Below are 24,716 nucleotides of genomic sequence, written 5' to 3' on the forward strand. Positions count from 1 at the left end.
CCCTATTCGCCGAACACGCCGACCAGGCGCTCGCGTGCGGGCCGATCGAGCGCCGCCAGCAGCGAACGCACGAACTGGTCTTGCAGCGCGTAAGCCGTCCCGGTTTCGGCGCTGATGCTGGATACCCTCACCAGCATCCCGTCCGGCACCGTGCCGCTCAAGCCGTAGCGCAATTCCTGCAAGCGCTGCTCGACGCCCGGCATGGTGGCCTTGCGCCCGACCGTGATCCAATAGGTGATCGGCTCCTGGCGCGCCCCGGCAATGGCAAACAGGCGCTTCACCGGCAACACGCCAATGCCGGTATCGAGCCTGCCCTGCTCGCCGTCGCGCACGGTGAAGCCTTGCGCCGTATAGCATACTTCCGGCTTGTGCACGCCCATATTGTCGCTCTGGTCGCCGCCGTAAGCGATCGACAGCATGATGCGTTCGCCATTGCGGTTGACGTAGGTACGGCTCAGCGTCTGGTTGTAGATCTTGTCCAGCTTGGCCTGGGTGGCGGGATCGACCTGCAGCGGGATGACCCGTGCGTCGACCTGCCATTCGCCGAAATTGCGCGGCACCATCTGCTCCAGGCTGAAGCGCCCCGCCGTATCGGCCATGCGTGCGGTCGGCGTCAGGGCCCGCGTCACCGCAGCGGAACACACCATCAGCGCGCCCAGCACGACGCTTACCATCATCGATTTTTTCATGAATTGCGCCACTTGACGAACCATTGCAGGAAAGCGTCCACGCCGATAATCAGCAGCAGCGCCGTAATGAACAGCACCATGCCGGCAAAGCCATGCAGGAAGCCCTGCCCGGCCGCGTCGCCGAGGTAATAGGTCACCAGCGACAGCGTGATCACCCGGATCACGTTGGCGGTAAAGGAGATCGGGATGATCAGCAAGGCCAGCGCCACGTTGCGGAAGGCCGAGGAATGACGCACCACGTTCAGGTAGAACAGTCCGAGCGCTTCCAGCGTCAACAGCGTTTGCAGGCCGGCGCAGGCATCGGCCACCAGCAACTGGTACTGTCCCACTTGCAGGATCACGCCGCTGCGCGCGATCGGATACCCCGCCGCATACATCAGGTGTTCGGTAGCCCATGACACCGCCATCTTCATCGGCATGGTCAGCATGCCGACCAACGGTCCCGGCAGCGGCACCATAAAGGCCATGAAGAAGAAGGCAAACCATTGCACGCGCAGCGCGCCATGGCCGCATTTGAGCATCAGCACCGCAGCCAGCAGCAGGATGAAGGAGGCAATCTCGAAGGCGACGATGCCTTGCGAGCGGCCCAGGATATATGCCAGCAAGCCCACGCCCAGCACCGGCCAGCCGGTGGCGGACGGCTGGCCGTCCGCGCGCGCCAGCATGGCCGGCCATTGCCGGTACATCAGCCACAAGGCGAGCAGCAGGATGATCGGTCCATGGGCTTGCTCCTCGGTGGCCCACAAGCCGGTGAACAGGCGGTGGAAGGTGGGCACATACAGCACCAGCATGCCGAGCAACACCGGCAGCCAGTCGGGCAGCGCGTCGCGTTTCTCTTCGAGAAGCGGGCGGATGGCCAGGCCCGGATCCACGTCAGAACTCCAGCAGGACCGAGCCGACGACTTCGGCGCCTGCATAGCGCACCTGTTCGCTGAGCGCCGCCACATCGTACAGCGAGGTGGCATTGCGGTGCACCACCAGCAGCACGCCACGGGCGCGCGCCATCACCGGCAGCGAATCGTGGGCGGTCAGCACGTCCGAAGTGTCGTACAGCACCACGTCGTGCAGCGCCTCGAGCTGGGTATTCAGGCCGGTAAAATCCTTGCGCGCCAGCAGTTCTGCCGGATTCGGCGGCAGCGTGCCGGCGCCCAGCACGGCCAGCGATTCGAAAGCGTCGATGCGCGTCACCGCGGCCATCGTGGCGCGCCCGGCCAGCATGTCGGACAAGCCGGACTTGCCCTGCAGGTTGAAGATCTCATGCTGCGAAGGCTGGCGCAGGTTGGCGTCGACCAGCAGCGTGTTCTGCCCCAGCTGCGAGAACACCACGGCCAGGTTGGCGGCAAACAGGCTGGTGCCGGAGCCCGGTTCGACGCCGACAATCGCCAGCGACTTGTGGCCGCGTGCAAACCAGCGCAGCATCAGCTGGCCGCGCACCGCGCGCAACTTTTCCACCTGGCGGCTGAACGGGTCATACGCCGCCACCAGGCGCGAAGAGAAGCACTTGTCGCCGGACGGAACGTAGGGGTAGTCGAACTGCCGCGCCAGCACCTGCTGGATGTCGGCCGCGCTGACCATGCCCAGCGCCTGCGCCGCTTCGCCGAAGCGGATCCCGGTCTCCTCCTGCATGCGCAGCACGGCATCGGTATTTTCCGGCGTCAGCTTGCCCGCTTCCTGCAGCAAGGCGCCGATGGTCGCATCGCCGACGCCGTGCGGCGAGGCGGGATTGAAATGCAATGGGCTGTTCATTCAGCTCCTCCTCAATTCAGCCGCAGCGTGCGCGGCGCATGCAGGTGCGGCAGGCCGAAGCGGCGCTGGCGCGGCGGATTCCAGTCGATCGTGGCCAGTACCGGTATGTGCAGCACCTCGGCCATGTCGGCTTCCGAGCGCACGCGGCGATCGAACATCTCGGACAGCATGGCGATGCCGATGCCCAGCATGGTCCCCAGCAGCAGCGACAGCACGGTGTTCAGCATCACGCGCGGGCCGGCCGGCTCGATCGGCGCCACGGCCGGGTTCAGTACCGACACGTCGGACTGGTCGTTGCCGCCCTCGATGCGGGTCTGCGACGAGCGCTGCGAAGCATTGTCGAAGGCGCGCTGGGCGCTCTCGACATCCTTGTTCAGCACATTCATTTCGTCGCGCTGGCGGTTCAGCTGCAGCACCTTGGTCTTCTGGTCGGCCAGCGCCGTGCGCAATGCCGCTTCGCGCTGGGCGAACACGTTGGCGTTGTTGCTGACCGACGAGGCGACCAGGGCGGTCTGCTCGTTCAGGCCGGCCCGCAGCCGCGCCACTTCCGCCGCGGCGCTCTGGTATTGCGGATGGTTGCGGCCCAGGCGCTGCCCCATCTCGGCCAGCTTGGATTGCTGCTGCGCCAGGTTGACGCGCAGGTTCTGCACCACCGGGCTGGACGTCACGTCAGGCGAAGCGCTGCCGGAACCGTGCGCCACCGCCTGCCGCGAATTGGCCTCCATGGCCTGCGACTGCGCCGCGACCAGTTGCGCCGACAAGTCGTTCAGGCGCATCGATTCCACATCGAGCCGGTTGTCGACGCTGACGATGCCATGCTCCTGCTGGTACTTGGACAGCTTGGCCTGCGCCACTTCCAGGTTATCGCGCAGCACCTTCAACTGGGAGTTGAAGTAGCTGGTGGCCTTTTTCATCGGCTCCACCTTGAGCTGCACATTGATCTTCTGGTACTCGTCGGCGAAAGCATTGGCCACCGCAGCGGCGAACTGCGGGTCGGACGCCTTGAAGGTCACGTTCAGCACCGAGCTTTCCTTGGACGGCACGATATCCAGCTTCTTTTGCAGCAGCTCGGCCAGCCAGTCGCGCACCGTGCCCTTGCCGCCGGTCGACTCGTTGAACTGGGCGATGACGGCCGGGCTTTCGGCCAGCTTCAGCTGGTCCACCACGCGCAGCGCGACATTCTTGCTGCTGATGATGTCGATCTGCGTCGCCATATAGCCGGGCATGAGCTGGCCCGGCAAGGCCATCCCGGTCAGCGGGTCGACGCCCTTGTAATTCATCACCAGCGAGCTGGTTGCCTCATACGTCTTGGGCAGCAGCAGGCTGACGACGAGGGTGGCGGCCACCGTGACCAGCAAGGTCAGCAGCACGATCTTCTTGCGCGCCTGGAGGATCAGCAGGAACTGGGCGAAATTCATACATCCTCCTTAGAACCAGCTTTCCTTGATGAAGATGACGTCGTCGGTCTGCACCACGTCTTCGTTCTTGGCGGCGATCACCTGTACCGAACCGTCGCCGCCGCGGCGCTTGATCTTGATGCCGCTCTCGGTACCGCGCGGCGTCAGGCCGCCGCCGACCGCCAGCGCCTGGCTGACCGTCATGGTGCGTTCCAGCCGGAAGGAACCCGGACGCTGCACTTCGCCATAGATGTAGAAGCGCGGCGAACGCTCGGCATAGATCACATCGTTGGGACCGAGTTCGATCTCCTTGTCCAGGGCCCCGTTGCGCACCATGTCGACCACGTCGATCACGGTCTTGCTGGTCTTGCCGTCGCGGGTGCGCACCACGCTCACTGTATCGCCGCCATCGACATTGAAGCCGCCCGCCTGCGCCAGCATATCCATCACGCCGCGCTTGCCGCCATCAAGCGGATAGCGCCCGGGACGGTTCACCATGCCCAGCACCGACACTTGCGCGCTCTGGATCTGCGAGACGATGATGCTGACCTGGGCGTTTTTCAGGTAGCCCTTCTTGACCAGCTGCTCGCCGATCGCACGTTCGGCCTGCTGCACCGTCAGCCCGCTGACCTTGACTTCGCCCAGCAAAGGGAAGGTGATCTTGCCCGATTCGCTGACCCGGGTTTCGGTCGCCATGTCGGGGTTGCCGAACACGGAAGCCTTGATCACGTCGCCGGCGCCCAGCGTCAGGTCGGCGGCCTGGGCCATGCCGACACCCAGCACACAGGCCAGCGCCATCATCCACATCAATAGTCGTTTCATGATTGCTCCTCGATCCAGGTTTTATTTGAGTCCGGCCACGCCGCGTTCCAGGGCGGTGGCCGGAGCCCCCGCGTCCGCCACCGGCGAGGGCTGGTTGATATAGGCGATCTTGGCGCTGGCGCGCAGGCGCTTGACTTCCTCCTCCGCCGATTCCTTGCCCTTCTTGGCGACCAGGTATTGCTCGATCTGTGGCCGCGCCGCATCCAGTTCCACCGGCGAGGAGCGGATATCGGCAATGGTGACCAGCATGCTGCGTTCGCCCTCGCGCACGATGAAGAGCTGGCCTTTCGCCAGGGCCAGCAGCTTGGCCGACAATTCCGGCGGCAGTTCCGAGCCGCTGCGGCTCAACTGCGCTTTCTGGTATTTGACCTTGTGCTGGTCAAGCCAGGCCGCCACCTCGTCGAGCGAACGGGTCTTGTCCATCACCGCCTTCAATTCATCGTTCACCTCACGGGTCGGCAAGATGATTTCGCGCATATCGAAATGCTTGCGCTGTGCGAAGAATTGCGGGTTCTGGCTGTAATAGGCTTCCACCTCCGCCGCGCTCGGCTTGGCAGGCGTGCCGATGCGTTTCTGCATATAGGCTTGCGCCAGGATCACCGAGCGCGCCCTTTCGATCGCCTGCACCACGCGCGGGTCGCGGTCGACTTTCTCTTTGGCTGCTTCGCCGATCAGCAACTGGCGATCGATCAACGCCTCCAGCGCCTGCTTGCGTGCGGCTTCCTGTTGCGTGGCTGGCGCGTTGCTGCGCGACAGTTCGTCGTTCAACTGCAGCACGGTGATTTCCTCACCGTTGACGTTGGCCAAAGCCTGGCCCGGCTTCTGTTCCACCTTGCTGCTGCAGGCGGAAACCAGAATCACCAGCATGCCGGCGCAAGCCATATTCGGGTTGATGTGCTTCAAAATATCCTCCCTCGACTGTTGCAACTCATTCTAATAGCGCGACGAGCGCGCACGATTGATTCAGTACGCGTTTTGCCGCTTCAACACCACCTTGACTGTCCGCAAGATAATCCACAGGTCGAGCCACAGCGACCAGTGGCGCAGGTAGTCCAGGTCATAGCGGATACGCGCTTCCATCTTCTCCAGGGTCTCCGTTTCACCACGCAGGCCGTTGACCTGGGCCCAGCCGGTAATGCCCGGCTTGACCTTATGGCGCAACATATAGCCCTTGATGAGCTTGCGGTATTGTTCGTTGTGGGCAACGGCATGCGGGCGCGGCCCGACAATGCTCATTGATCCTTGCAACACATTGATGAACTGCGGCAGTTCATCCAGCGAGGTCCGGCGCAGGAAGGCGCCGATCTTCGTAATGCGCGCATCGTGGGCGGTGGCCTGGCGCACCACCGGCCCGTCTTCGGTCACGCGCATCGAGCGGAACTTGTAGACGATGATTTCCTCGCCATACAGGCCATAGCGGCGCTGGCGGAAGATCACCGGGCCCGGCGAGCTGATCCACACAGCCAGCGCAATCACCAGCATCAACGGCGCCAGCGCCATCAGGATCGCGCTGCCGATCAGCACGTCGCTGGCACGCTTGACGATGCCATCGAAGCCGACAAAGGGCGTCTCGCAAATTGCCACCACCGGCATGCCGCCCACGCTATCGAAGCGCGCCTGCATCAGGTCGAACACATAAATATCGGGCAGGAAATAGACCGAGGCCGTGGTGTCCTGCAACTCATCGAGCAGCTTGCGGATGCGCGGCTGGGCCGAGATCGGCTGGCTGATGAAGATCATCTTGATATGGTGGTCGCGCACGAAACCGGCCACGTCGCCCATATTGCCCAGCACGGGATGCGACAGGCCGGATTTGCGGCGATCGGCGGTGCGGTCGTCGAAGAAGCCGCGCACGCTGAGGAACAGGTTGGGCATGCGCTCCACGGTGCCGGCGAACTTGGTGCCCACCTCGTTGGCGCCGACGATGACCACCGAGCGCACCTCGCTCTCCTTGGCCGGATCGGTGCCGACATGGCGCGCCGCCAGGTGGCTCATGAGCAGTGCAAACGGCGTGGCAAGGAACCAGCTGAACACCACCGCTTCATCGTAATGGTAAGCCAGGCCGCTGACATTGCCCAGGAAGACCAGGATCACCGCGGTGACGATCCAGCCCATGAAGATATCGCGGGCATAGGCGGTGATGCGGCCGCTGCGCCAGGTGCGGTAAGGATCAACGTGCTGGTACACCGCCGACGAAATGAAGAAGGCCAGTACCATCAGCACCAGCGAATATCCGGTAAACGGTTCCCCATACACCATCGATGTGGCGTACAGCATCCCCATGATGATCAGCGGATCGAGCACACGCTGGAAAAAGGAGACCAAGGGAATATCGTTTACCGTCATCGTCGCTCCTTGCCATCAGAATTGCACTGTCGCCATGAATGAAACGCCCTTGGCCTTGTAGCTGCCGGTGCCGATCAAGGGCGTGCCGGTACGGCGGTCCTTGAAGCCGGTCACGCTCAGCTGCACCTTGCGCCAGGGCTGGTAGACCACGCCGATATTGGTGCTGCGCGTGGTATCGCTCGGGTCACCATTGAAGGTGACGTAAGGCATGCGCTCGAATTTCCGCTTCTCGCGCTTGACGCCGGCATTCGCCTGCACCTTGGCCGACATATCCCAGGTGGCGTTCAGGCTGGCGCCCTTGTTGACGCTGTTATTCACCACGATGCTTTCCACTGCGGCGAACTCGCGCCATGCGTCGGCAGTGAAGCGCAGCTTGCTGCGCGGCCGCCAGTTCAGTGTGGCGCGGCCGTTCAGACCGCTGGTATCGCGTTCGGCGAAGGTATCGTGCTTGCGCTTGGCATAGCCGGCCAGCAATTGCAGTTGCGTGATATCACTGTAGAGCCAGTTGATATTGGCTTTCAGTTCATCCTGCGTATAGTTCTGGTCGAGGAAGGTGGCGCCGATCCGGCGCGGGTTCAGGAAGCTACCCTTGATGTGGCGCGCCACCAAGCCCACCCTGCTGCCGCTCGTTGCGTGGTAATCGATGCCGACTTCGCTGCGGTCTTCCTGACGGTTGTTCAAGCTTTGCGCCTCCAGCTCGTAGTCGAAGCGATCGCGCTGGAAGCCGGTATAGATGCGCCAGCTGGGATGCATGCGCCAGCCGCCGTTGGCATATTGGCGGCGCTGCGTGCGCAGGTTGCGCTGTTCCGAGTGGAAGTCGTTGAATGGCGTCAGCACCTGCTGGTAGCTGCCACCGATATTGCCGTCGAAGTGGTTGCCGATCACCCAGGCCCAGTCCAGGCTGAAATCCTTGCCGTTGTAATCGAGTTGGTCGTAATGATCGAAAGTCACGCGCGAGACTTTCGCTTGCCCGGTAATCTTCTGGCGCCCGACAGGACGATCCAGCGCGATGCCGGCAATCGCTTGCGTGGCACGGTCCGAGCGCTGGATGCCCTCCTGTGAGTTGTCCGGCAGGCGCAGCAGGTTATCGTCATACGACTGGCCCACACTGATAAAGGGCTTGAAGGTTTCGCTGATATCCGCCTGCGCAGGACAGCACGCCAGTGCGGCAGCCAGCGCCAATGGAGTTGGCAGGATGCGCATTTTATTATTAGCCTTTGTTAACACTACCAATAGGTCCAGCTACCGGTCACCATGATCCAGGCAGCCAACAAGCCGTTCGTCACGGCATGTCCCAGGATGGGCGTCCACAGCGTCTCGCTGCGCATGTACAACAAGGTGTAGGCGATACCCGCGACGATGCCGGCTAGCCACAGGTTATGTTCGATACCGAACAGAAGAACTGAAATCGCGGCGGCACGCAGGCCAACGCGCGCCGGCCGCTGTGACAGGAAGTCACGCCGCTCAAGCCAACGCAACAAAAAGGAACGCCAGAACAGTTCCTCCATCAAAGGCACCACCAGCGCCGCCCCGAAAGCCCGTACAGCAACCAGCGGCCAGTCGATGCGGCCATCGCTGCCCGCAGCGTCGAAGCCACGCGGCGTGCCGATCTGCATCCAGCTCGCATCGAGTGCAAGCCACAGCGCGAACACCCCGGCGCCAACGCCGACGGCAAGCAATGCATCGCGCCGTGCAGGCAGCGTGCGTAACTCCCGGTAGTGCTTGCGCCACGCCAGCAGCATGGCCAGCACCAACGCAATCTTGGCGGGATACAGCCAGCGCATGGTGTTCGCGTGCGCACCGAAACGTTCAAGCACGTCGGCGAAGATGATGAAAACAATGAAGGTGGCAAACGGCAGCACGCGCGGCAAGGCGGCGCTGTGGTTGGCGCGCAGTGCGAGCACAGGCGCGGCAGCCGCTCTCGCCTGCGGCTGTTGGGAAATGCGCTTAGGTGGCTGCTGTAAAGTCACGATATCTGCCTTCCCGTTGGAAATGCCGAAGCAGGACTGCCTCGGCATTAAGGTTGTCAGATATTACAGCGGGCAATCGTGCGCAAGCGCACGAAAGTGAGAAAGTGCAAAGAGTGGATTGCGTTACATCAAACGTTGTTACGGGATTCGATCGCTTCCCAACGTTCCAGCGCCGCCAGCAACTCTTCCTCGATTTGCGCAACGCGCTCGTTGAGGCGCTTTGCTTCCGCCGGCGTCTTCTTGTAGAAGTCCGGATCGGATAGCGCGAGGTTCAGCGCAGTCTGCTCATCTTCCAGCTTGGCAATAAGTTGCGGCAGTTCTTCGAGTTCGCGCTGCTCTTTGTAGCTGAGTTTTTTCCCTTTTGCCTGCGCCGGCGCTGGGGCGGCTGGCGCAGCAGCGGTGGCCTGCTTCACATCGGTCTTCTTCGACGCCTGTGCCGCGGCGGCATCGCGCACGCGCTCCCAGTCGCTGTAGCCGCCCACATACTCTTTCCACCTGCCCTCGCCTTCGGCAACGATCACCTGGGTCACCACGTTATCGAGGAAGGTACGGTCGTGGCTGACGAGGAAGACGGTGCCGGCGTAATCCTCCAGCAATTCTTCCAGCAGTTCCAGGGTATCGATGTCGAGGTCGTTGGTCGGTTCGTCCAGCACCAGCACGTTGGCTGGCTTGGCGAACAGGCGCGCCAGCAGCAGGCGGTTGCGCTCGCCGCCGGAGAGGGAGCTGACCAGCGAACGCGCGCGTTGCGGTTCGAACAGGAAGTCGCCCAGGTAGCTCATCACGTGCTTGCGCTGGCCATTGATCTCGACCCAGTCCGAGCCCGGCGCGATGGTGTCGGCCAGGGTGGCGTTATCGTTCAACTGGGCGCGCATCTGGTCGAAGTACGCCACCTGCAGCTTGGTGCCTTGCTTGATGGTGCCGCTGTCGGCCGACTCTTCGCCGAGGACCAGTTTCAGCAGCGTGGTCTTGCCCGCGCCATTAGGGCCGATCAAACCGAACTTATCGCCGCGCATGATGATCGAGCTGAAGTCCTTGACGATGGTCTTGGCGCCGTAGGCCTTGCTCACATTTTCCAGCTCCGCCACGATCTTGCCGGAACGCTCGCCGGTGCCGACCTCCAGGCGAACCTGGCCCTGCTGGTCGCGGCGAGCAGCGCGCTGCTCGCGCAAACGCTCCAGCCGGCGCACGCGGCCTTCATCACGGGTGCGGCGTGCCTGCACGCCTTTGCGGATCCATACCTCTTCGGCCGCCAGTACCTTGTCGAACTTGGCGTTTTCGATTTCTTCGATGGCCAGTTGTTCCGCCTTGCGCACCTGGTAGGTGGTGAAATTGCCCGGATAGGACATCAGGATGCCACGATCGAGTTCGATGATGCGCGTCGCCACATTGTCCAGGAAGGAGCGGTCGTGGGTAATGAACAGGATGCTGCCCTTGAAATCGCGCAGCAGGGCTTCCAGCCAGGTGATGGAATTGAAGTCCAGGTGGTTGGTCGGTTCGTCCAGCAACAGCACGTCCGGGGCGCCGACCAGGGCGCGTGCCAACGCCGCGCGCTTCTTGGTGCCGCCGGAAAGGGTTTCGATCAACACCGCGCCATCCAGGTTCAGGCGGCCCAGTACGGTTTCCACTTTGTTCTTCAGGTTCCAGGCGTCGCCTGCATCGAGCTTGACCTGGATGTCGTGCATGCGCTCCATCAGCGCATCGTCGTCGCCCTGGCCGAACTTGCCGGTGAGCTCATCGTATTCTTTCAGCAGCGCCGGCAGTTCGCCAAGGCCGGATGCCACCGCGTCGTACACGCTCTGGCCGGCTTGAAACTGCGGCTCCTGCTCGACATAGACGACTTTCAGGCCCTGCTGCATGACCAGCAGGCCATCATCCAGCTTCTGGAAGCCGGCAATAATCTTCAGCAGCGAGGATTTACCGGTGCCGTTGCGCCCGATCAGGCCGACCCGCTCCCCGGTCTCCAGGGAAAATTCAGCGTGGTCCAGCAGGGCGTGGTGGCCAAAAGCCAGTTGTGCAGATGTTAATGAAATGACAGCCATTGGAATGCAAATCTTGACGGGAAAACGCGCATTTTACCTGTTGCCGGGCTGTCAGCTATAATTGCGCTCGCTTTGCGTCCTCCCCGTAGCACAATGGATAGTGCACATGCCTCCTAAGCGTGGGATACTGGTTCGATTCCAGTCGGGGGGACCAACAGCGCCCTCACCGTCGGCCACGCCGCATGAATGCGATCACGCACAATCCTGACAGCAGCATCATCCACGTCTCCGCTTCCGGCACGGCGAATATCCGCCACACTTCCATATCGCCGTAGGTGACGTTGGGCGATTTGTAGTCGCGCCCATCGAGCAGGCTGGAATCAAAGTTGCTGCGCTCCGGATCGATGTAGGAATACATGGTCGAGTAGCCGCCATGGGTCAGGTCCCACGGCACATACAAGTCGTGGCCGGCGCCGAATACCGGTCCGGTCTTGGCATCGTTCCAGGTCTGGAACGAACCGACCGTGTCGAGCGCGTACGTGCGCGGCGTCTGGCGATGCATCTGGCGCGACGTCAGGTTGAACAGGAAGCCGGTGCGCTTTTCATCTTCGGTCGTGATGTGGAACTTGCCGGACGAATCCCAGCTTTGCGGGTTGTAGCCGCCCACCTTGAACATTTGCCCAAGCTCATTGGTGGCTTCCATCACCGTGAATGTACGGCCGTTGCCGTCCACTGCCGCGTGGAAATCCGCGGCGGTTTGGCCGTCGCGCTTTTTATACAGGCGCTCCAGCCTGATCGGGCCGTTACCCAGCCAGGTCGATAGCTGGGCGATGTCCGCATCCGTCAACAACGGCGTTGCAGCTTGCGCTGTCGATAGCACTAGCAGAAAGAAAGCGCCCATCAGGCGCACGAGAAGTTTAGCCATGGCATTGCACCTCCACGGCCGGACTATATCACTTCATTAAAACTACGCGGGCACGACTGCCGTGACTTCGATCTCTACCCTTGCGCGCGGTTCCAGCAAGCCGGCAACCTCGACGGCCGTCATGGCTGGATAGTGCTTGCCGATCAGCTCGCGGTAGATGGCGCCAATCTCTTGGTAGGCACCCATGTATTCATGTTTGTCGACCACGTACCAGGTCATGCGGGCAATGTGTTCCGGAGCACCGCCGGCTTCCTTCAGCACGGTCAGGATGTTTTCAATCGCTTGGCGTACTTGTCCGGCGAAATCGTCAGTTTGAAATTCGCAATTCGCATCCCAGCCGATCATGCCGCTGACAAAGACCATGCGGCCGGTGGCCGCGATGCCGTTGGAATAGCCGCGTGGTCGCGCCCAGCCCGGCGGTTGTAATACTTGCATAGTGACTCCTCAGCCTTCGCGCAGCAATTCCCGCGCGATGATCAATTGTTGTACTTCGGTGGCGCCTTCATAAATCCGCAGCGCGCGGATTTCGCGGTACAGGCGCTCCACCGGGTGTTCGCTGACCACGCCCATGCCGCCGAACATCTGCACGGCGGCATCGATCACCTGCTGCGCGGTTTCGGTGGCGGTCATCTTGGCCATCGCGGCTTCCTTCGTGACCTTCCGGCCCTGGTCGCGCTGCCAGGCGGCGCGGTAAGTCAACAGCGCGGAAGCATCCACCCCGGTCGCCATCTGCGCCAGCTTGGCCTGCGTGAGCTGGAAGTCGGCCAGGGCCTGGCCGAACATCTTGCGGCTTTGCGCGTGCGCCAGTGCTTCGTCCAGTGCACGGCGGGCGAAGCCCAGCGAGGCGGCGGCGACCGAGGTGCGGAATACGTCCAGCGTGGCCATCGCGACCTTGAAGCCCTGCCCTGCTTCGCCCAGGCGTTGGCTGGCGGGGATGCGGCAGTTGGTGAATTTCAGGCGGGCCAGCGGGTGCGGCGCGATCACGTTGATGCGTTCTGCGATGCCGAAGCCCGGCGTGTCCTTGTCGACGATGAAGGCGCTGATCCCGCGTGCGCCGGGCTGCTCGCCGGTGCGCGCAAAGACCACGTAGAAGTCGGCGATGCCGCCGTTGGAGATCCAGGTCTTTTCGCCATCGAGCACGTAATGGTCGCCATCCTGCACGGCCGCGCATTGCATGGCAGCGACGTCGGAGCCGGCTTGCGGCTCCGACAACGCGAAGGCGGCGATTGCTTCGCCTTTGGCGACGCGCGGCAGGTAGGCTTGCTTGTTGGTGTCGCTACCGAACAGGCTGATGGCGCCGGAGCCCAGGCCCTGCATGGCGAAGGCGAAATCGGCCAAGCCATTGTGGCGGGCCAGGGTTTCGCGGATCAGGCAGATCGCGCGGGTGTCGATGGCGTCGAGCGCGCCGCCGTATGCGGTGCCGCCGATGGCGTGGCGCAGCCAGCCCGCGTCGCCCAGCGCGCGTACCAGTTCGCGGCATTGCGCATCGGTGTCGCTGCCGTGGGCGTCGCGCACGTGGCCGGCCGCCCACGCGTCCAGTTCGCGCTCCAGCGCGGCGTGGCGCTGTTCGAAGAAAGGCCATTCCAGGTAGGATTTATCGGCCATCTCAATCGCCCTCAAAGACTGGTTTCTGTTTCGCCACGAAGGCGTGGTAGGCGCGATGGAAGTCGTTGGTGGCCATGCAGATGGCTTGCGCCTGCGCTTCGGCCTCGATGGCTTCGTCGACGCCCATATTCCATTCCTGCTGCAGCATTTTCTTGGTCATGCCGTGCGCGAAGGTCGGGCCGCTGGCCAGGCCCTGGGCCAAGGCTTGCGCCGCGGCGAGCAGGCTTTCCGGCGCATGCAGGCTGTTGAAGAAGCCCCAACGTTCGCCTTCCGTGCCGGACATCGAGCGGCCGGTGTACAGCAGTTCGGCGGCACGGCCCTGGCCGATAACGCGTGGCAGCAAGGCGCAGGCGCCCATGTCGCAGCCGGCCAGGCCGACGCGGGTGAACAGGAAGGCGGTCTTGCTGCGCTCCGTGCCGAGGCGGATGTCGGAGCCAAGTGCCAGCATGGAACCGGCGCCGGCGCAAACGCCGTCGATGGCGGCGATCACCGGTTGCGGGCAGGCGCGCAGGGCTTTCACCACGTCGCCGGTCATGCGGGTGAAAGCCAGCAGGCCCGGCATATCGAGCTTGGTCAGCGGGCCGATAATTTCGTGCACGTCGCCGCCCGAACAGAAGTTCTCGCCGGCGCCGGTGATGACGATGACTTTGACGTCGTCGGCATACGCCAGTGCGCGGAACAGTTCGCGCAGCTCGGCGTAGGAGTCGAAGGTGAGCGGGTTCTTGCGCTCCGGGCGGTCCAGGGTGAGCGTGGCGACGCCTTGCTCCACCGTGAACTGGAAATGCCTGGCCTGGTAGCCGGCCAGTTGTGCGCGGTTGCCCGGCAGGTGTTGCGCTTCCCCTTGCAGGTATTTCATGGTTTGTCCTTTTGTTCGCGGGCGTACAGGTGGCCCTTCATTTGCGACAGCAGTTCGATGAGCTGTCCTTTGTCTTCCTGCGAGATCTCTTGCAGCAGCTCGGCGACCCAGCCTTCGTGCACTTCGGCCATCTGCGCAAAGGCTTTGCGGCCGGCCGCTGTGAGCTTGACGCTGAAGGCGCGGCCGTCTTTCGGGTCCGGCACGCGCACCACCAGGTTTTCCTGTTCCAGCTGGTCGGTGATGCCGGTGATGTTGCCGCCGGTGACCATCATGCGCTTGGAGAGTTCGCCCATGCGCAGGCCTTCCGGGTGGCGTTCCAGCTGCGCCATAAGGTCGAAGCGCGGCAGCGTGATGCCGAATTCGGTGCGCAGGCGGCTGCGGATTTCGGTTTCGATCTTGGTGGTGCAGGAGAGCATGCGCAGCCACAGTTTCAACGACTGGTGGTGATCGTTGGTCAGGCGGCTTTCCAGGTCTAATTGCATCGTTCCGGTTTCCTTACATGACTTCACCGCCGGCGACGGCGATGGATTGGCCGGTCATTGCGCTGGATGAGGTCTGGCAGAGCCAGGCCACGGCGTTGGCAACTTCCTCGACCTGCACCAGCTTCTGTTGCGGATTGCCGGCCGCCAGCTCGGCGCGCGCTTGCTCTTCACTGCGGCCGGTTTTCCGCATGATGTTGGCGATGGCGTCTTGCACGATGTCGGTTTCCGTGTAGCCGGGGCAGACGGCGTTGACCGTGATATTCCTGGTCGCCAGCTCCAGCGCTAGCGCTTTCGTCAGGCCGACCAGGCCATGCTTGGCGGCGACGTAGGCACTGACGTATTTGTAGCCTTTCAGGCCGGCAGTGGAGGCGATGTTGACGATCCGGCCCCAGCCCTGCTCCAGCATGTGCGGCAACGCCGCTTGCGTGCAATGGAAGGCGCCCGTCAGGTTCACGTCAAGCATCTGCTGCCAATGCTGGCTGGAGGTCTTGGCAAACGGCGCGGGCTGCGCCTGCCCTGCATTGTTCAGCAGGATAGTGATCGGCCCCAGTTGCTGCGCCGCCGCCGCGATGGCCGCGTGGACCGCCGCTTCGTCCGTGACATCAAGCACACAGGTGCCGACCCGCGGTGCTTGCACGCCCGGTGCCTGACCCTGCGGGTTGGACACCATCTTGCCGGTTTGAAGGGTTTGCGCCAGCAAGCCGTCCGCGGCACGTTCGAGAGCGCCCGCATCGCGACCGGCAATGGTCACGCTTGCGCCCTGCGCAAGCAATGCCCGTGCGCATGCCAGGCCGATGCCGCGGCTGCCGCCCGTGATAAATGCGTGCTGGCCTGTGAGCGCCATGCTTCAACCCTCCAGCAATTTGGCCGCAAGCTGCTGCGGCGTCAGGCCGGCGCTGGCGGCGGCCAGTTGGCGTTCACGCTCCAGGTTGCGCTCCAGCTGCTGCTTGCCTGCCAGGTACTGCTTCGGCCAGGTCACCGGCGTGTAGCCAAGCCTGGCCGCCTCGCCCAGCGTCCACGCAGGGTTCGCCAGATGCGGGCGCCCCACGGCGCATAGGTCCGCGCGGCCGGCGGCGATGATGCCGTTGGCATGGTCCGCCTCGAAAATCGAGCCAACCGCCATCGTCGGAATCCCCGCCTCATTGCGCACGCGGTCGGCAAACGGCGTCTGGAACATGCGGCCGAAAATCGGCTTTTCGAGCTTGCTGACCTGTCCCGACGAACAATCGATCATGTCGGCCCCCGCCTGCTTGAACAGGCGCGCAATCTGTACCGCATCATCCGGTGTAATTCCGCCTTCCACCCAGTCATGCGCTGAGATACGCACGCTCATCGGCTTATGCGCCGGCCATGCCGCGCGCATGGCCGCGAACACACGCAAGGGGAAGCGGCAGCGATTCTCCAGCGAGCCGCCGTATTCATCGCCGCGCTCATTCGTCAGTGGCGAGATGAATGACGACAGCAGGTAGCCGTGGGCGCAGTGCAACTCAAGCCAGTCGAATCCGGCCTCCTGCGCCGCCAGCGTTGCGCGCACGAAATCGGCTTCGATACGGCGCATGTCTTCGGCGCTGGCGGTGCGCGCAACCTGCGACACTCCGGCCAGGTATTGCTGCTGCGAAGCCGCCACCAATGGCCAGTTGCCTCGATCGAGCGGCAGGTCGATGCCGTCCCACATGGCGCGGGTCGAACCCTTGGCGCCGGCGTGGCCAAGCTGCAGGCCGATTTTGGCGTCGGTACTTTGGTGGATGAAGTCGACGATACGCTTCCAGGCCATTGTGTGCGCGGGCGCATACATGCCAGGGCAGAATGGCGTGATGCGGGCGTCGGCGGAGACGCAGGTCATTTCCGCCATCACCAGCGCCGCGCCGCCCATGGCGCGCGCGCCAAGGTGGGCCATGTGCCAGTCGCCTACGCAGCCGTCGACCGCGCTGTATTGCGCCATCGGGGACACGACGATACGGTTTTTCAGGACCACGTCACGCACCTTGTAGGGCGTGAACATCGGCGGCACCGGGCGCGCAGGCGCGGCTGGCTGGGCCAGGCCGGCTTGCGCGAAGGCGCGTTCGGCCAGCCAGCGCTCAAAGCCGGCCACGTATTCCTTGTCGCGCACGCGCAGGTTCTCATGCGACAGGCGCTGGCTGCGAGTCAGCATCGAGTACGCAAACTGCGGCGCTTCCATTGCAGTGTAGCGCTGCACGTTCTCGAACCATTCCATCGAATTGCGCGCCGCGCTCTGGATCTTCAGCACTTCGACAGCGCGCACGTCCTGGTATGCGGCCAGTGCGGCGGGTGCATCCCCGTGCGCGGCAAAGCAGCGCGCCAGCTCGATTGCGTCTTCCAGCGCCAGCTTGGTGCCGGAGCCGATCGAGAAGTGCGCGCTGTGCGCCGCGTCGCCCATCAGGACCACCGGCACGTCGCCGTTCCAGTGCAGCCACTGTTGGCACACGATGCGCGGGAACTTGATCCACACGTTCGAACCGCGCAGGTGGGCCGCGTTGGACATCAGCTTATGCCCTTCCAGCCGATCGGCGAACAGCTTCTCGCACCAGGCCAGCGTTTCCTCCTGCGACATGTCGTCCAGTCCCGCGGCGCGCCACACCGGTTCCGGCGTTTCGATAATGAAGGTCGAGGTCTCGCCGTCGTACTGGTAGATGTGCGCCTGGAACCAGCCGTGCTCCGTCTGCTGGAAGTCGAAGGTGAAGGCATTGAATTTCCTGGTCGTTCCCAGCCACACAAAGCGGCACTGGCGCGCTTCGATCATCGGCTGGAAGGTCGCTTGGTAGCGGTTGCGCACGCGCGAATTCAGGCCGTCCGAAGCAATCACCAGGTCGGCCTGGTAGCGCGCCGCCAGCTCCTGGTCGTCCTGTACGTCGGTTTCGAACACCAGCTCCACGCCCAGCTCCTCGCAGCGCTGTTGCAGGATGTTCAGCAGGCGCTTGCGGCCGATGCCGCAGAAACCGTGGCCGCCCGAGGTGACTTTCTGCCCCTTGAAAAATACGTCGATATCGTCCCAATGATTGAACGACTGCAGGATCTCACGCGCCGTCTTTTCGTCGGCCGCCACCAGGTTGCCCAACGTCTGGTCGGAAAACACCACGCCCCAGCCAAAGGTATCGTAAGGCCGGTTGCGTTCCACCACGACGATGCGATGCGACGGATCCTGCTTTTTCATCAGCAGGGCGAAATACAGGCCGGCCGGGCCTCCCCCAATACAAACGATATTCATGCGATTCCTCAGGTGCTACGGAGTTTGAAGCGTTGCAGCTTGCCGGTTTCGGTGCGCGGCAGCGACGACAGGAAGCGGATCGAGCGCGGATACTTGTACGGGGCGATCTGTTCCTTGACGAAGTCCTGCAGTTCCGCCGCCATCACGGGCGACGGTTCAAAGCCCGGCTTCAGCACCACATGCGCTTCCACGACCTGTCCGCGTTCATCATCCGGCTTGCCGACCACGCCGCATTCGGCGACAGCGGGATGGCGCAACAAGGCGTCCTCCACTTCCGGGCCGGCGATGTTGTAGCCGGCGGAAATGATCATGTCGTCGGTGCGCGAGCGGTAGAAGAAGTAGCCGTCGGCATCCATTTCATAGGCGTCGCCGGTCAGGTTCCAGCCGTTCAGCACATAGTCGCGCTGGCGCGGATCGTCCAGGTAGCGGCAACCGGTCGGTCCTTTCACGGCCAGGCGGCCGACGATGCCGGGTCCCACCGGTTGGCCATTGTTATCGAGCACGCAAGCGCGGTAGCCGGGGATCGGCTTGCCGGTGGCGCCGGGACGAATCTCCTCGCCCGATGCCGAAATGAAGATGTGCAGCATTTCGGTGGCGCCGATGCCGTCAATCATGCGCAGGCCGCTGGCCTGTTGCCAGGCGTCCCGCGTCGCAACCGGCAAGGCTTCTCCCGCCGATACGGATTGCTTAAGGCTGGACAGGTCGTACTTGCCGGCCAGCGTCGCCATCTGGCGGTAGAAGGTCGGCGCGGTGAAGCAGATGGTGGCGCGGTATTTTTCAATGGCCTGCAGCAGCGTTTCCGGCGTCAGCTTTTCCAGCAGCACGGCCGCTGCGCCGACGCGCAGGGGAAACAGCAGCAGGCCGCCGAGGCCGAAGGTAAAGGCCAGCGGCGGCGTGCCGATGAACAGGTCGCCGGCTTCGGATTTGAGGATATGGCGCGGGAAGCAGTCGCAGATGGCCAGCACGTCACGATGGAAATGGATGGTGCCTTTCGGGATGCCGGTGGTGCCGGAGGTGAAGCTGATCAGGCACACGTCGTCGGCAGCCGTGTCGCATGCCGCGGCGCTGGCTGGCTGCGCGGCCATCAGCGCGTCGAGCGAGCGTTCCGGCGCAAGGCCGGCCTGGGCGTCGGCCGGAACATTGAACCACAGGGTCCGCTGCGGGCGGTCGGGCGCCACTTCGATCTCTTCGCGCAGGGCGTGGGCGCACAACACCGCCTGCACCTGCGCCTTTTGCATGATCACGCCCAGTTCGCGCGCGCGCAGCAGGGGCATGGTGGGCACGGCGATCAGGCCGGCCTTGAGCACCGCCAGTACCGCGGCGGCCATCATCGGATGATTGGCGCCGCGCAGCAGCACGCGGTTGCCCGGCACCAGTGCCATTGGCCCGCGCAGGACGTTGACGATGCGGTCGACCTGCTGCTGCAGTTCGGCGTAAGTCCAGCTGATGCCCTCGCCGTGCAGGGCCACGCGCCCGCCGCGCCCCGCGGCAACAGCCTGGTCGAGGATGTCGGCCACGCAGTTCAGGCGCGCCGGGTACTGCAACTCGGGCAGGTCGAACACCAGGTCCGGCCATTGGTCGGCCGGTGGAAGGTGCCGGCGCGCGAACTGGTCGAGATGCGCGCTCGGTTCTGCAGCAGTGGTTCTGTTCATGGTCGCCTGGGTAAGGTTCGGTTGAAAGTACAGCCTGCGGTGCAGACTACTTTAAACCTAAAATATATTTACCGCAAGGCTCGGCTTTTCAGCTTTGGCGCACCAGCGACGATTGCTGCAGCACCGCCCGGATCACGTCGGTCAGCGCCGCCTGCACCGCTTCGTTGCTGACATGGCCTTCCAGCAAGGGCTTGAGGGCTGCCGCGGCGCCGTGCAGGCCCAGCGTGGTGCAGCCGGTCAGCAGGCGCTCCAACCGCACCCGGACTTCAGCGAGCTCGTCGTGGGCCAGCAGCGCGTTGATCTCGTTGCTGGCCGCGGTCAATTGGTTCTGGAAGCCGGTCAGGTAGACCAGCAGGCGGTCGGCGCCGATCCCCAGCCGCGCCAGGGTGGCCGACGGTTCTTCCGCCCGGTGTTCGTAGCCATTGGCCGCCTGGTCGAGGAAAGCGCCGAGGTGGGCGCGCACCTGCTCCGACTGGAACGGCTTGACGATGTAGCCGGTGGCACCGGCCAGCGTGGCCTGTTGCACCGTTTCCTTGTCGGTGGCGGACGACACCAGCACGAACGGCACTTGCGCCAGCTCGCCATGCTCGCGCACGCGCTGCAGCAGTTCAATGCCCGACAGGCGCGGCATGCGCAGGTCGCAGAAGACGATGCCGGGACGCAGTCCATCGTCCAGCAGCTGCCAGGCCTCGGCGCCATCCTCCGCCTCGACGATCTCGAATTTGCCGCAACCATCGATCAGGTGCATCAGCACCATGCGTGAGACTACGTCGTCGTCGACTACCAATACTTTCATGTTCTCTCCGCTTTTATTTTAATGACGCGTTGGGGATACGACGTGTTCCAGCAGCAGGCGCAGGCGCGGCAGCTTTTCGCGGATCGCCGGCCACATGGCGCGATCCGCAGCCCGTTCCAGTTCACCGCACAGTGCATGCAGCTCGGCCTCGTCCAGATAAGCGGCACTGCCTTTCATGCCGTGGAACAGGCGGCCCGCCGCATCGGCATCGGCCGAGGCCAGCGCCTGGTCCATCTCGCGCAGGCGCGCCGGCAGGTCGGCAATGAAGGCGTCGCGCAGGCGCAGCTTGAGCGCCTGCCCGGCCTGGCCCGGCATCGGTTTCGGCGGCGGCAGGTCGCACACGCCGAACATGGCATCGAGCTCCGCTACGGAGGGCCGTTCCTCGGTGCGCGCCCGCATGCGCGGCAGCTTGATGCCGCGCGCAAGCTGGCGTTCGATGGCGCGTTCAAGCTGCATGTGCAGCGCACCTTCGTCGATCGGCTTGGTCAGGAAATCGTCCATGCCCGCGGCCAGGTAGCGGCTGCGGTCTTCGTCGCTGGCGTTGGCCGTCAGGGCCACGATCATCAGGTGCGGATCGAGCACCGGCGCTTCGCGCGGACCGCCGGAGCGGATCAGGCGCGTCGCGGTGGAACCGTCCATCTCGGGCATGCGGCCGTCCATCAGCACCAGGTCATAGCGCTGCTGGGCGCAGGCGGCCAGCGCCAGCACGCCGTTGCCGGCGATATCGACCTTGTGTCCCAGGTCCTCCAGCATCATGCGCACGATGATCTGGTTGGTCGGGAAGTCTTCCGCGCACAGCACGCGCAGCTGGTGCGTATGGGGCTCGCGCGCCACGTGCGGTGCCAGCGGCGGCGCCACGCCGTCGCGCAGCGGAACGGTAAAGGCAAAGCTGGAGCCCGCGCCAGGCGCGCTGACCACGTCGATCGAGCCGCCCATCAGTTCCACCAGCTGGCTGCTGATCGCCAGGCCAAGCCCGGTGCCGCCGTAGCGGCGGGTGGTGGTGGTATCGCCCTGCTCGAACTTCTGGAACAGGCGCGGCAAGGCGTCCGGCGGGATGCCGATGCCGGTATCTTCCACCGTGAAGCGGATACGGTGCCCGTCCGGTCCGCTGCCTTCGCGCTCCACCCGCAGCGACACCTTGCCGCGCTCGGTGAACTTGAAGGCGTTGCCGACCAGGTTGACCAGCACCTGGCGCAGGCGGGTCGGGTCGCCGACCACGAACTCCGGCAGGTCCGGCGCGAAATCGACTTCGAAGCCCACCATATTGGACATGGTGTGCTCGGCGAACAGGCTGACCACGTTTTCCACCATGCTGGCCAGGGCGAAATCGATCGATTCGATGTGCAGCTTGCCCGCTTCGATCTTGGAGAAGTCCAGCAGGTCGTTGATGATGCCCAGCAGCGACTGCGCATTGCCCTGGCCGCGCTCGATCTGTTCGCGCGTGCGCTCGGCCAGCGCATTGTCGCGCAGCGCGAAGCCCAGCATGCCGATCACGCCGGCCAGCGGGGTGCGCATTTCGTGGCTCATATTGGCCAGGAATTCGGATTTCTGGCGGGTGGCGTCTTCCGCCCGCTGCTTGGCCAGCGACAGGTGCTTGTCGCGCTGCTCCAGCTCGCGCTTCTGCTCTTGCAGGAGCTGGTTTTTCAGCTCGACTTCGGCAGTGCGCAGGCTGACCTGCTTTTCCAGTTGCAGTTGCTGGCTGCGCAGCACGCGCACGCGCATGTGGTAGGCGGCCCAGGCGCCGCCCATCGCCACCACCAGCATGCACAGGCGGAACCACCAGGTTTTCCAGTACGGCGGCGCGATGTTGATTTCGAGGGTGGCGGCGTTGTCGTTCCAGATGCCGTCCTTGTTGGCGGCCTTGACGCGGAACTGATACGTGCCCGGATCGAGGTTGGTATAGGTGGCGAAACGCTTGCCGGCATCGGTCACCACCCAGTCCTTGTCGAAGCCGACCAACTGGTAGGCAAAGCGGTTGCGTTGCGGCGCGGCGTAGTGCAGCGCCGCGAATTCCAGCGAAAAGACGGAATCGCCTTCGCGCAGCGACAAGGAGCTGGTGTATTCGATGGCCTGCTGCAGCACGCCCTTGTTGGCACCGCCCTGCCCTGGCCGCACCGGCTTGTTGAAGATCTGGAAGTCGGTGATCACCGCTGTCGGCGCCGAACTGTTTTCCCGCACATCCTGCGGATCGAAGGCGGTGATGCCGTTAAAGCCGCCGAAGTACAGGGTGCCGTCGGCCGCGCGCAAGGCGGAACCGTCGAAGTACGCGCCCTCGATGGTGCCGTCCACGCCGGAATAGTTGCGCACCTGGCCGTTGCCCATGTCCAGGCGCGAGATGCCGGTATTGGTGGACAGCCACAGGTACTTGCCGCGATCCGGCAGGATGCCCGCGATCGCATCGTCGGCCAGGCCGTCCTTGCGCAGGAAGCGGCGGAAGTGCACGCTGCCGTCAGGGCGCCGCTCCATGCGGTTCAGGCCCGCCGCCGTGCCGATCCACAGCATGCCGTCGTCGTCCTCGAACAGGTAATGCACCTCGTTGTGGCTCAAGCTGCCCGCGTCGTTCGGATTGTTGCGGTAGTGCGTGAAGCGGCCGGTCTTGCGGTCCAGCAGGTCAAGGCCGTTGAAGGTGCCGACCCACAGGTTGCCGCGCCGGTCTTCCAGCACCGGGCGCACCACGCTGTCGGCCAGGCTGTGGATGTCGGCCGGGTCGTGGCGGAAGGTCAGCACGCCGTTGCTGGACGGGTCGATGCGGTGCAAGCCGTTGCGGGCCGAAGCCCACACCATGCCTTCGCGGTCGCCGTACAGGAAGCGGATCACGTCATTTTCAGGATCGCCGTGCGACAGCATCAGCGGGCCAAAGCGGCGCGCCTTGATGTCGAAGCGGCGCACACCGTTGCGGCTGCCGACCCACAGCACATTGCGGTCGCGCGGGTCATGCAGCAAGGCCGTGACCTGGAATTCCAGGCCGTCGCCGCCGGTGCCGGTGCGGTACAACACGGTCTTGCCGCTCACCGGATCGTAGTAATTCAGGCCATCGCTGTTGCCGACCCAGACCTTGCCGTCCCCGGCATCGAGCAAGCCGCGCACCTTGTTGTCGGTCAGCGTGAAGGGCTGGCCGGGGTCCTTGACCAGGCGCGCAAAGCCGCCGCTGCCCAGGTCGACCCGGCTCACGCCGCGGTACCAGGTGCCGACCCACAAGGTGCCCACGTTGTCGCGGAACAGCGAGAACACATAGTTGTCGGCGATGCTGTGCGGGTCGCCCTGCTGGTGGCGGTACTGCACGAAACGATCGTCCGAGTGGCGCCAGCGGAACAAGCCGCCGGTCTGGCTGCCGACCCACAGTGTGCCGTCCTGGTCCTGGTAGATGCGCTTGACGGTACTTTGCGGCAGGCCTTCCGCCGCGCCCATCATCCGGCGTTGCGGATGTTTTCCATCCAGCGTCCAGCGCTCGATGCCGTGCTGGGTGCCGACCCACAGCACCTGGTCGCGGTCCACCAGCAAGGATTGCGCGCCGCGCGCGCCCGCCGCCTTCAGCGGATAGTGAGTGAAACTGCGCGAGCCGGTTTCCAGCATGTCGACGCCGGCCGAGGTGGCGATCCACAACCGGCCCTGCTTGTCGCGCGCCAGCGCGTTGACCTGGTCGTGGCCAAGGCTGCCCGGGTCGGTGCGATCGTGGTGATGGATGACGAACTTGCCGGTGGCCGGATCGAAGTGCTGCAGGCCGTCGGCGGTGCCGATCCACAGCCCATCGCGGCCGTCGTCGATGATGGCCTTGATATGGCGGTTGCCGCTGCCGCGCTTTTCCGGCTCGCGCGGCAGGAAGTGGCTGAATGCCTGCGTCTTGGGGTCGAACAGGTCGAGCCCACCGTCGGTGCCGACCCACATGCGGCCGCGCGGATCGAGATGCAGCACGCCGACCCAGTTCTCGGCCAGGCTGCGCTGGTCGCCGACGACATTACGGTAGACCGTGACCTTGTAGCCGTCGAAGCGGCTCAGGCCGGCCTGGCTGCCGAACCACATGAAGCCCTGGCGATCTTGCGCGATCGACAACACCGATTCCTGGGCCAGGCCGTCGTCCACGTCCAGCTGCTCGAAACGCAGGGTGCGCGGCGGCGCCGCCAGCGCCGGGAGGGCAAGCGTGCAAGCCAGGGCCAAGGCGGCCAGGCGCAGGATCAATCGACGAACAGTTCCAGCCACGGGGGTCAATAATCGGGAAGAAGCGGGA

At 64.1% G+C, this 24,716-nt stretch carries 20 protein-coding genes and 1 tRNA gene; 1 reads left to right on the plus strand and 20 read right to left on the minus strand.

The features are described 5' to 3' along the window. Positions 1 to 2 precede the first annotated feature (2 nt). The 10 genes from epsI to BM269_RS20195 form a co-directional block, all read right to left on the minus strand. Positions 3 to 689: an exosortase-associated protein EpsI, B-type gene (gene epsI / locus BM269_RS20150; RefSeq protein WP_090441077.1), complete on the minus strand. Its 687-nt coding sequence runs from the start codon at positions 687 to 689 to the stop codon at positions 3 to 5. Continuing rightward, positions 686 to 1,561 (minus strand): exosortase B, encoded by an 876-nt coding sequence (gene xrtB, locus BM269_RS20155; protein WP_229204717.1) that lies wholly within the window; start codon positions 1,559 to 1,561, stop codon positions 686 to 688. The genes epsI and xrtB overlap by 4 nt, the downstream gene beginning before the upstream one ends. A gap of 1 nt (position 1,562) precedes the next feature. After that, positions 1,563 to 2,435, minus strand: a complete 873-nt coding sequence (epsG, locus tag BM269_RS20160; RefSeq protein WP_090441081.1) for a chain length determinant protein tyrosine kinase EpsG — start codon at positions 2,433 to 2,435, stop codon at positions 1,563 to 1,565. 11 nt (positions 2,436 to 2,446) lie between these two features. After that, entirely contained in the window at positions 2,447 to 3,853 is a 1,407-nt protein-coding gene (epsF, locus tag BM269_RS20165; protein WP_090441084.1) for a chain length determinant protein EpsF, read from the minus strand. Positions 3,854 to 3,862: 9 nt separating this feature from the next. Further along, positions 3,863 to 4,654 (minus strand): polysaccharide export protein EpsE, encoded by a 792-nt coding sequence (gene epsE / locus BM269_RS20170; RefSeq protein ID WP_090441087.1) that lies wholly within the window; start codon positions 4,652 to 4,654, stop codon positions 3,863 to 3,865. A gap of 21 nt (positions 4,655 to 4,675) precedes the next feature. After that, positions 4,676 to 5,557, minus strand: a complete 882-nt coding sequence (locus BM269_RS20175) for an EpsD family peptidyl-prolyl cis-trans isomerase (protein WP_229204718.1) — start codon at positions 5,555 to 5,557, stop codon at positions 4,676 to 4,678. 60 nt (positions 5,558 to 5,617) lie between these two features. Next, positions 5,618 to 7,000, minus strand: a complete 1,383-nt coding sequence (locus BM269_RS20180; protein ID WP_090441090.1) for an undecaprenyl-phosphate glucose phosphotransferase — start codon at positions 6,998 to 7,000, stop codon at positions 5,618 to 5,620. Between the two features lie 15 nt (positions 7,001 to 7,015). Next, a complete protein-coding gene (epsL, locus tag BM269_RS20185) occupies positions 7,016 to 8,203 on the minus strand; it encodes an XrtB/PEP-CTERM-associated polysaccharide biosynthesis outer membrane protein EpsL (RefSeq protein WP_090441093.1) in 1,188 nt (395 codons plus the stop codon). Positions 8,204 to 8,226: 23 nt separating this feature from the next. After that, positions 8,227 to 8,970, minus strand: coding sequence for a CAAX prenyl protease-related protein (locus BM269_RS20190; RefSeq protein ID WP_229204719.1), 744 nt, complete (start codon positions 8,968 to 8,970; stop codon positions 8,227 to 8,229). Between the two features lie 128 nt (positions 8,971 to 9,098). Continuing rightward, on the minus strand, positions 9,099 to 11,009 hold the full coding sequence (locus BM269_RS20195) for an ATP-binding cassette domain-containing protein (RefSeq protein WP_090441099.1): 1,911 nt from the start codon (positions 11,007 to 11,009) through the stop codon (positions 9,099 to 9,101). 79 nt (positions 11,010 to 11,088) lie between these two features. On the opposite strand from BM269_RS20195, the gene BM269_RS20200 reads away from it, so the two are divergent. Next, positions 11,089 to 11,163, plus strand: a tRNA-Arg gene (locus BM269_RS20200). 9 nt (positions 11,164 to 11,172) lie between these two features. Here BM269_RS20200 and BM269_RS20205 read toward each other — a convergent pair. The 10 genes from BM269_RS20205 to BM269_RS20250 all read right to left on the minus strand — a co-directional run bounded on the left by BM269_RS20205 (position 11,173) and on the right by BM269_RS20250 (position 24,667). Then, positions 11,173 to 11,874 (minus strand): PEP_CTERM-anchored TLD domain-containing protein, encoded by a 702-nt coding sequence (locus BM269_RS20205; RefSeq protein ID WP_090441102.1) that lies wholly within the window; start codon positions 11,872 to 11,874, stop codon positions 11,173 to 11,175. Positions 11,875 to 11,916: 42 nt separating this feature from the next. After that, complete coding sequence (locus tag BM269_RS20210; protein WP_090441104.1) at positions 11,917 to 12,309, minus strand: RidA family protein; 393 nt, start codon at positions 12,307 to 12,309, stop codon at positions 11,917 to 11,919. 9 nt (positions 12,310 to 12,318) lie between these two features. Next, entirely contained in the window at positions 12,319 to 13,479 is a 1,161-nt protein-coding gene (locus BM269_RS20215; RefSeq protein ID WP_090441107.1) for an acyl-CoA dehydrogenase family protein, read from the minus strand. Between the two features lies 1 nt (position 13,480). After that, on the minus strand, positions 13,481 to 14,335 hold the full coding sequence (locus tag BM269_RS20220; protein WP_090441109.1) for an enoyl-CoA hydratase family protein: 855 nt from the start codon (positions 14,333 to 14,335) through the stop codon (positions 13,481 to 13,483). Continuing rightward, complete coding sequence (locus BM269_RS20225) at positions 14,332 to 14,817, minus strand: MarR family winged helix-turn-helix transcriptional regulator (RefSeq protein ID WP_090441111.1); 486 nt, start codon at positions 14,815 to 14,817, stop codon at positions 14,332 to 14,334. The genes BM269_RS20220 and BM269_RS20225 overlap by 4 nt, the downstream gene beginning before the upstream one ends. Positions 14,818 to 14,830: 13 nt before the next feature. Continuing rightward, on the minus strand, positions 14,831 to 15,661 hold the full coding sequence (locus BM269_RS20230) for an SDR family NAD(P)-dependent oxidoreductase (RefSeq protein ID WP_090441116.1): 831 nt from the start codon (positions 15,659 to 15,661) through the stop codon (positions 14,831 to 14,833). Between the two features lie 3 nt (positions 15,662 to 15,664). Further along, the gene (locus BM269_RS20235; RefSeq protein WP_090441120.1) at positions 15,665 to 18,043 is read right to left on the minus strand and encodes a bifunctional salicylyl-CoA 5-hydroxylase/oxidoreductase; all 2,379 of its coding nucleotides are present in this window, start codon (positions 18,041 to 18,043) and stop codon (positions 15,665 to 15,667) included. Between the two features lie 8 nt (positions 18,044 to 18,051). Then, positions 18,052 to 19,695 carry an AMP-binding protein gene (locus tag BM269_RS20240; RefSeq protein ID WP_090441123.1) on the minus strand — a complete coding sequence of 548 codons (1,644 nt, stop codon included), beginning with the start codon at positions 19,693 to 19,695 and terminating at the stop codon, positions 18,052 to 18,054. An 88-nt stretch (positions 19,696 to 19,783) separates the two neighbouring features. After that, positions 19,784 to 20,491 carry a response regulator gene (locus tag BM269_RS20245; protein WP_090441126.1) on the minus strand — a complete coding sequence of 236 codons (708 nt, stop codon included), beginning with the start codon at positions 20,489 to 20,491 and terminating at the stop codon, positions 19,784 to 19,786. Between the two features lie 18 nt (positions 20,492 to 20,509). Next, positions 20,510 to 24,667 (minus strand): hybrid sensor histidine kinase/response regulator, encoded by a 4,158-nt coding sequence (locus tag BM269_RS20250; protein WP_090441133.1) that lies wholly within the window; start codon positions 24,665 to 24,667, stop codon positions 20,510 to 20,512. Positions 24,668 to 24,716: the final 49 nt, after the last annotated feature.

This window comes from Duganella sp. CF458 (assembly GCF_900113115.1).
GTDB lineage: Bacteria > Pseudomonadota > Gammaproteobacteria > Burkholderiales > Burkholderiaceae_D > Rugamonas.

Coding starts and splice junctions, on each gene's coding strand:
- BM269_RS20215 (WP_090441107.1), bottom strand. CDS start 13,479: ATGGCCGATAAATCCTACCTGGAATGGCCTTTCTTCGAACAGCGCCAC.
- epsE (WP_090441087.1), bottom strand. CDS start 4,654: ATGAAACGACTATTGATGTGGATGATGGCGCTGGCCTGTGTGCTGGGT.
- BM269_RS20230 (WP_090441116.1), bottom strand. CDS start 15,661: ATGGCGCTCACAGGCCAGCACGCATTTATCACGGGCGGCAGCCGCGGC.
- BM269_RS20180 (WP_090441090.1), bottom strand. CDS start 7,000: ATGACGGTAAACGATATTCCCTTGGTCTCCTTTTTCCAGCGTGTGCTC.
- BM269_RS20240 (WP_090441123.1), bottom strand. CDS start 19,695: ATGAACAGAACCACTGCTGCAGAACCGAGCGCGCATCTCGACCAGTTC.
- epsI (WP_090441077.1), bottom strand. CDS start 689: ATGAAAAAATCGATGATGGTAAGCGTCGTGCTGGGCGCGCTGATGGTG.
- BM269_RS20210 (WP_090441104.1), bottom strand. CDS start 12,309: ATGCAAGTATTACAACCGCCGGGCTGGGCGCGACCACGCGGCTATTCC.
- BM269_RS20205 (WP_090441102.1), bottom strand. CDS start 11,874: ATGGCTAAACTTCTCGTGCGCCTGATGGGCGCTTTCTTTCTGCTAGTG.
- epsL (WP_090441093.1), bottom strand. CDS start 8,203: ATGCGCATCCTGCCAACTCCATTGGCGCTGGCTGCCGCACTGGCGTGC.
- BM269_RS20195 (WP_090441099.1), bottom strand. CDS start 11,009: ATGGCTGTCATTTCATTAACATCTGCACAACTGGCTTTTGGCCACCAC.
- epsG (WP_090441081.1), bottom strand. CDS start 2,435: ATGAACAGCCCATTGCATTTCAATCCCGCCTCGCCGCACGGCGTCGGC.
- BM269_RS20220 (WP_090441109.1), bottom strand. CDS start 14,335: ATGAAATACCTGCAAGGGGAAGCGCAACACCTGCCGGGCAACCGCGCA.
- BM269_RS20235 (WP_090441120.1), bottom strand. CDS start 18,043: ATGAATATCGTTTGTATTGGGGGAGGCCCGGCCGGCCTGTATTTCGCC.
- BM269_RS20245 (WP_090441126.1), bottom strand. CDS start 20,491: ATGAAAGTATTGGTAGTCGACGACGACGTAGTCTCACGCATGGTGCTG.
- BM269_RS20225 (WP_090441111.1), bottom strand. CDS start 14,817: ATGCAATTAGACCTGGAAAGCCGCCTGACCAACGATCACCACCAGTCG.
- epsF (WP_090441084.1), bottom strand. CDS start 3,853: ATGAATTTCGCCCAGTTCCTGCTGATCCTCCAGGCGCGCAAGAAGATC.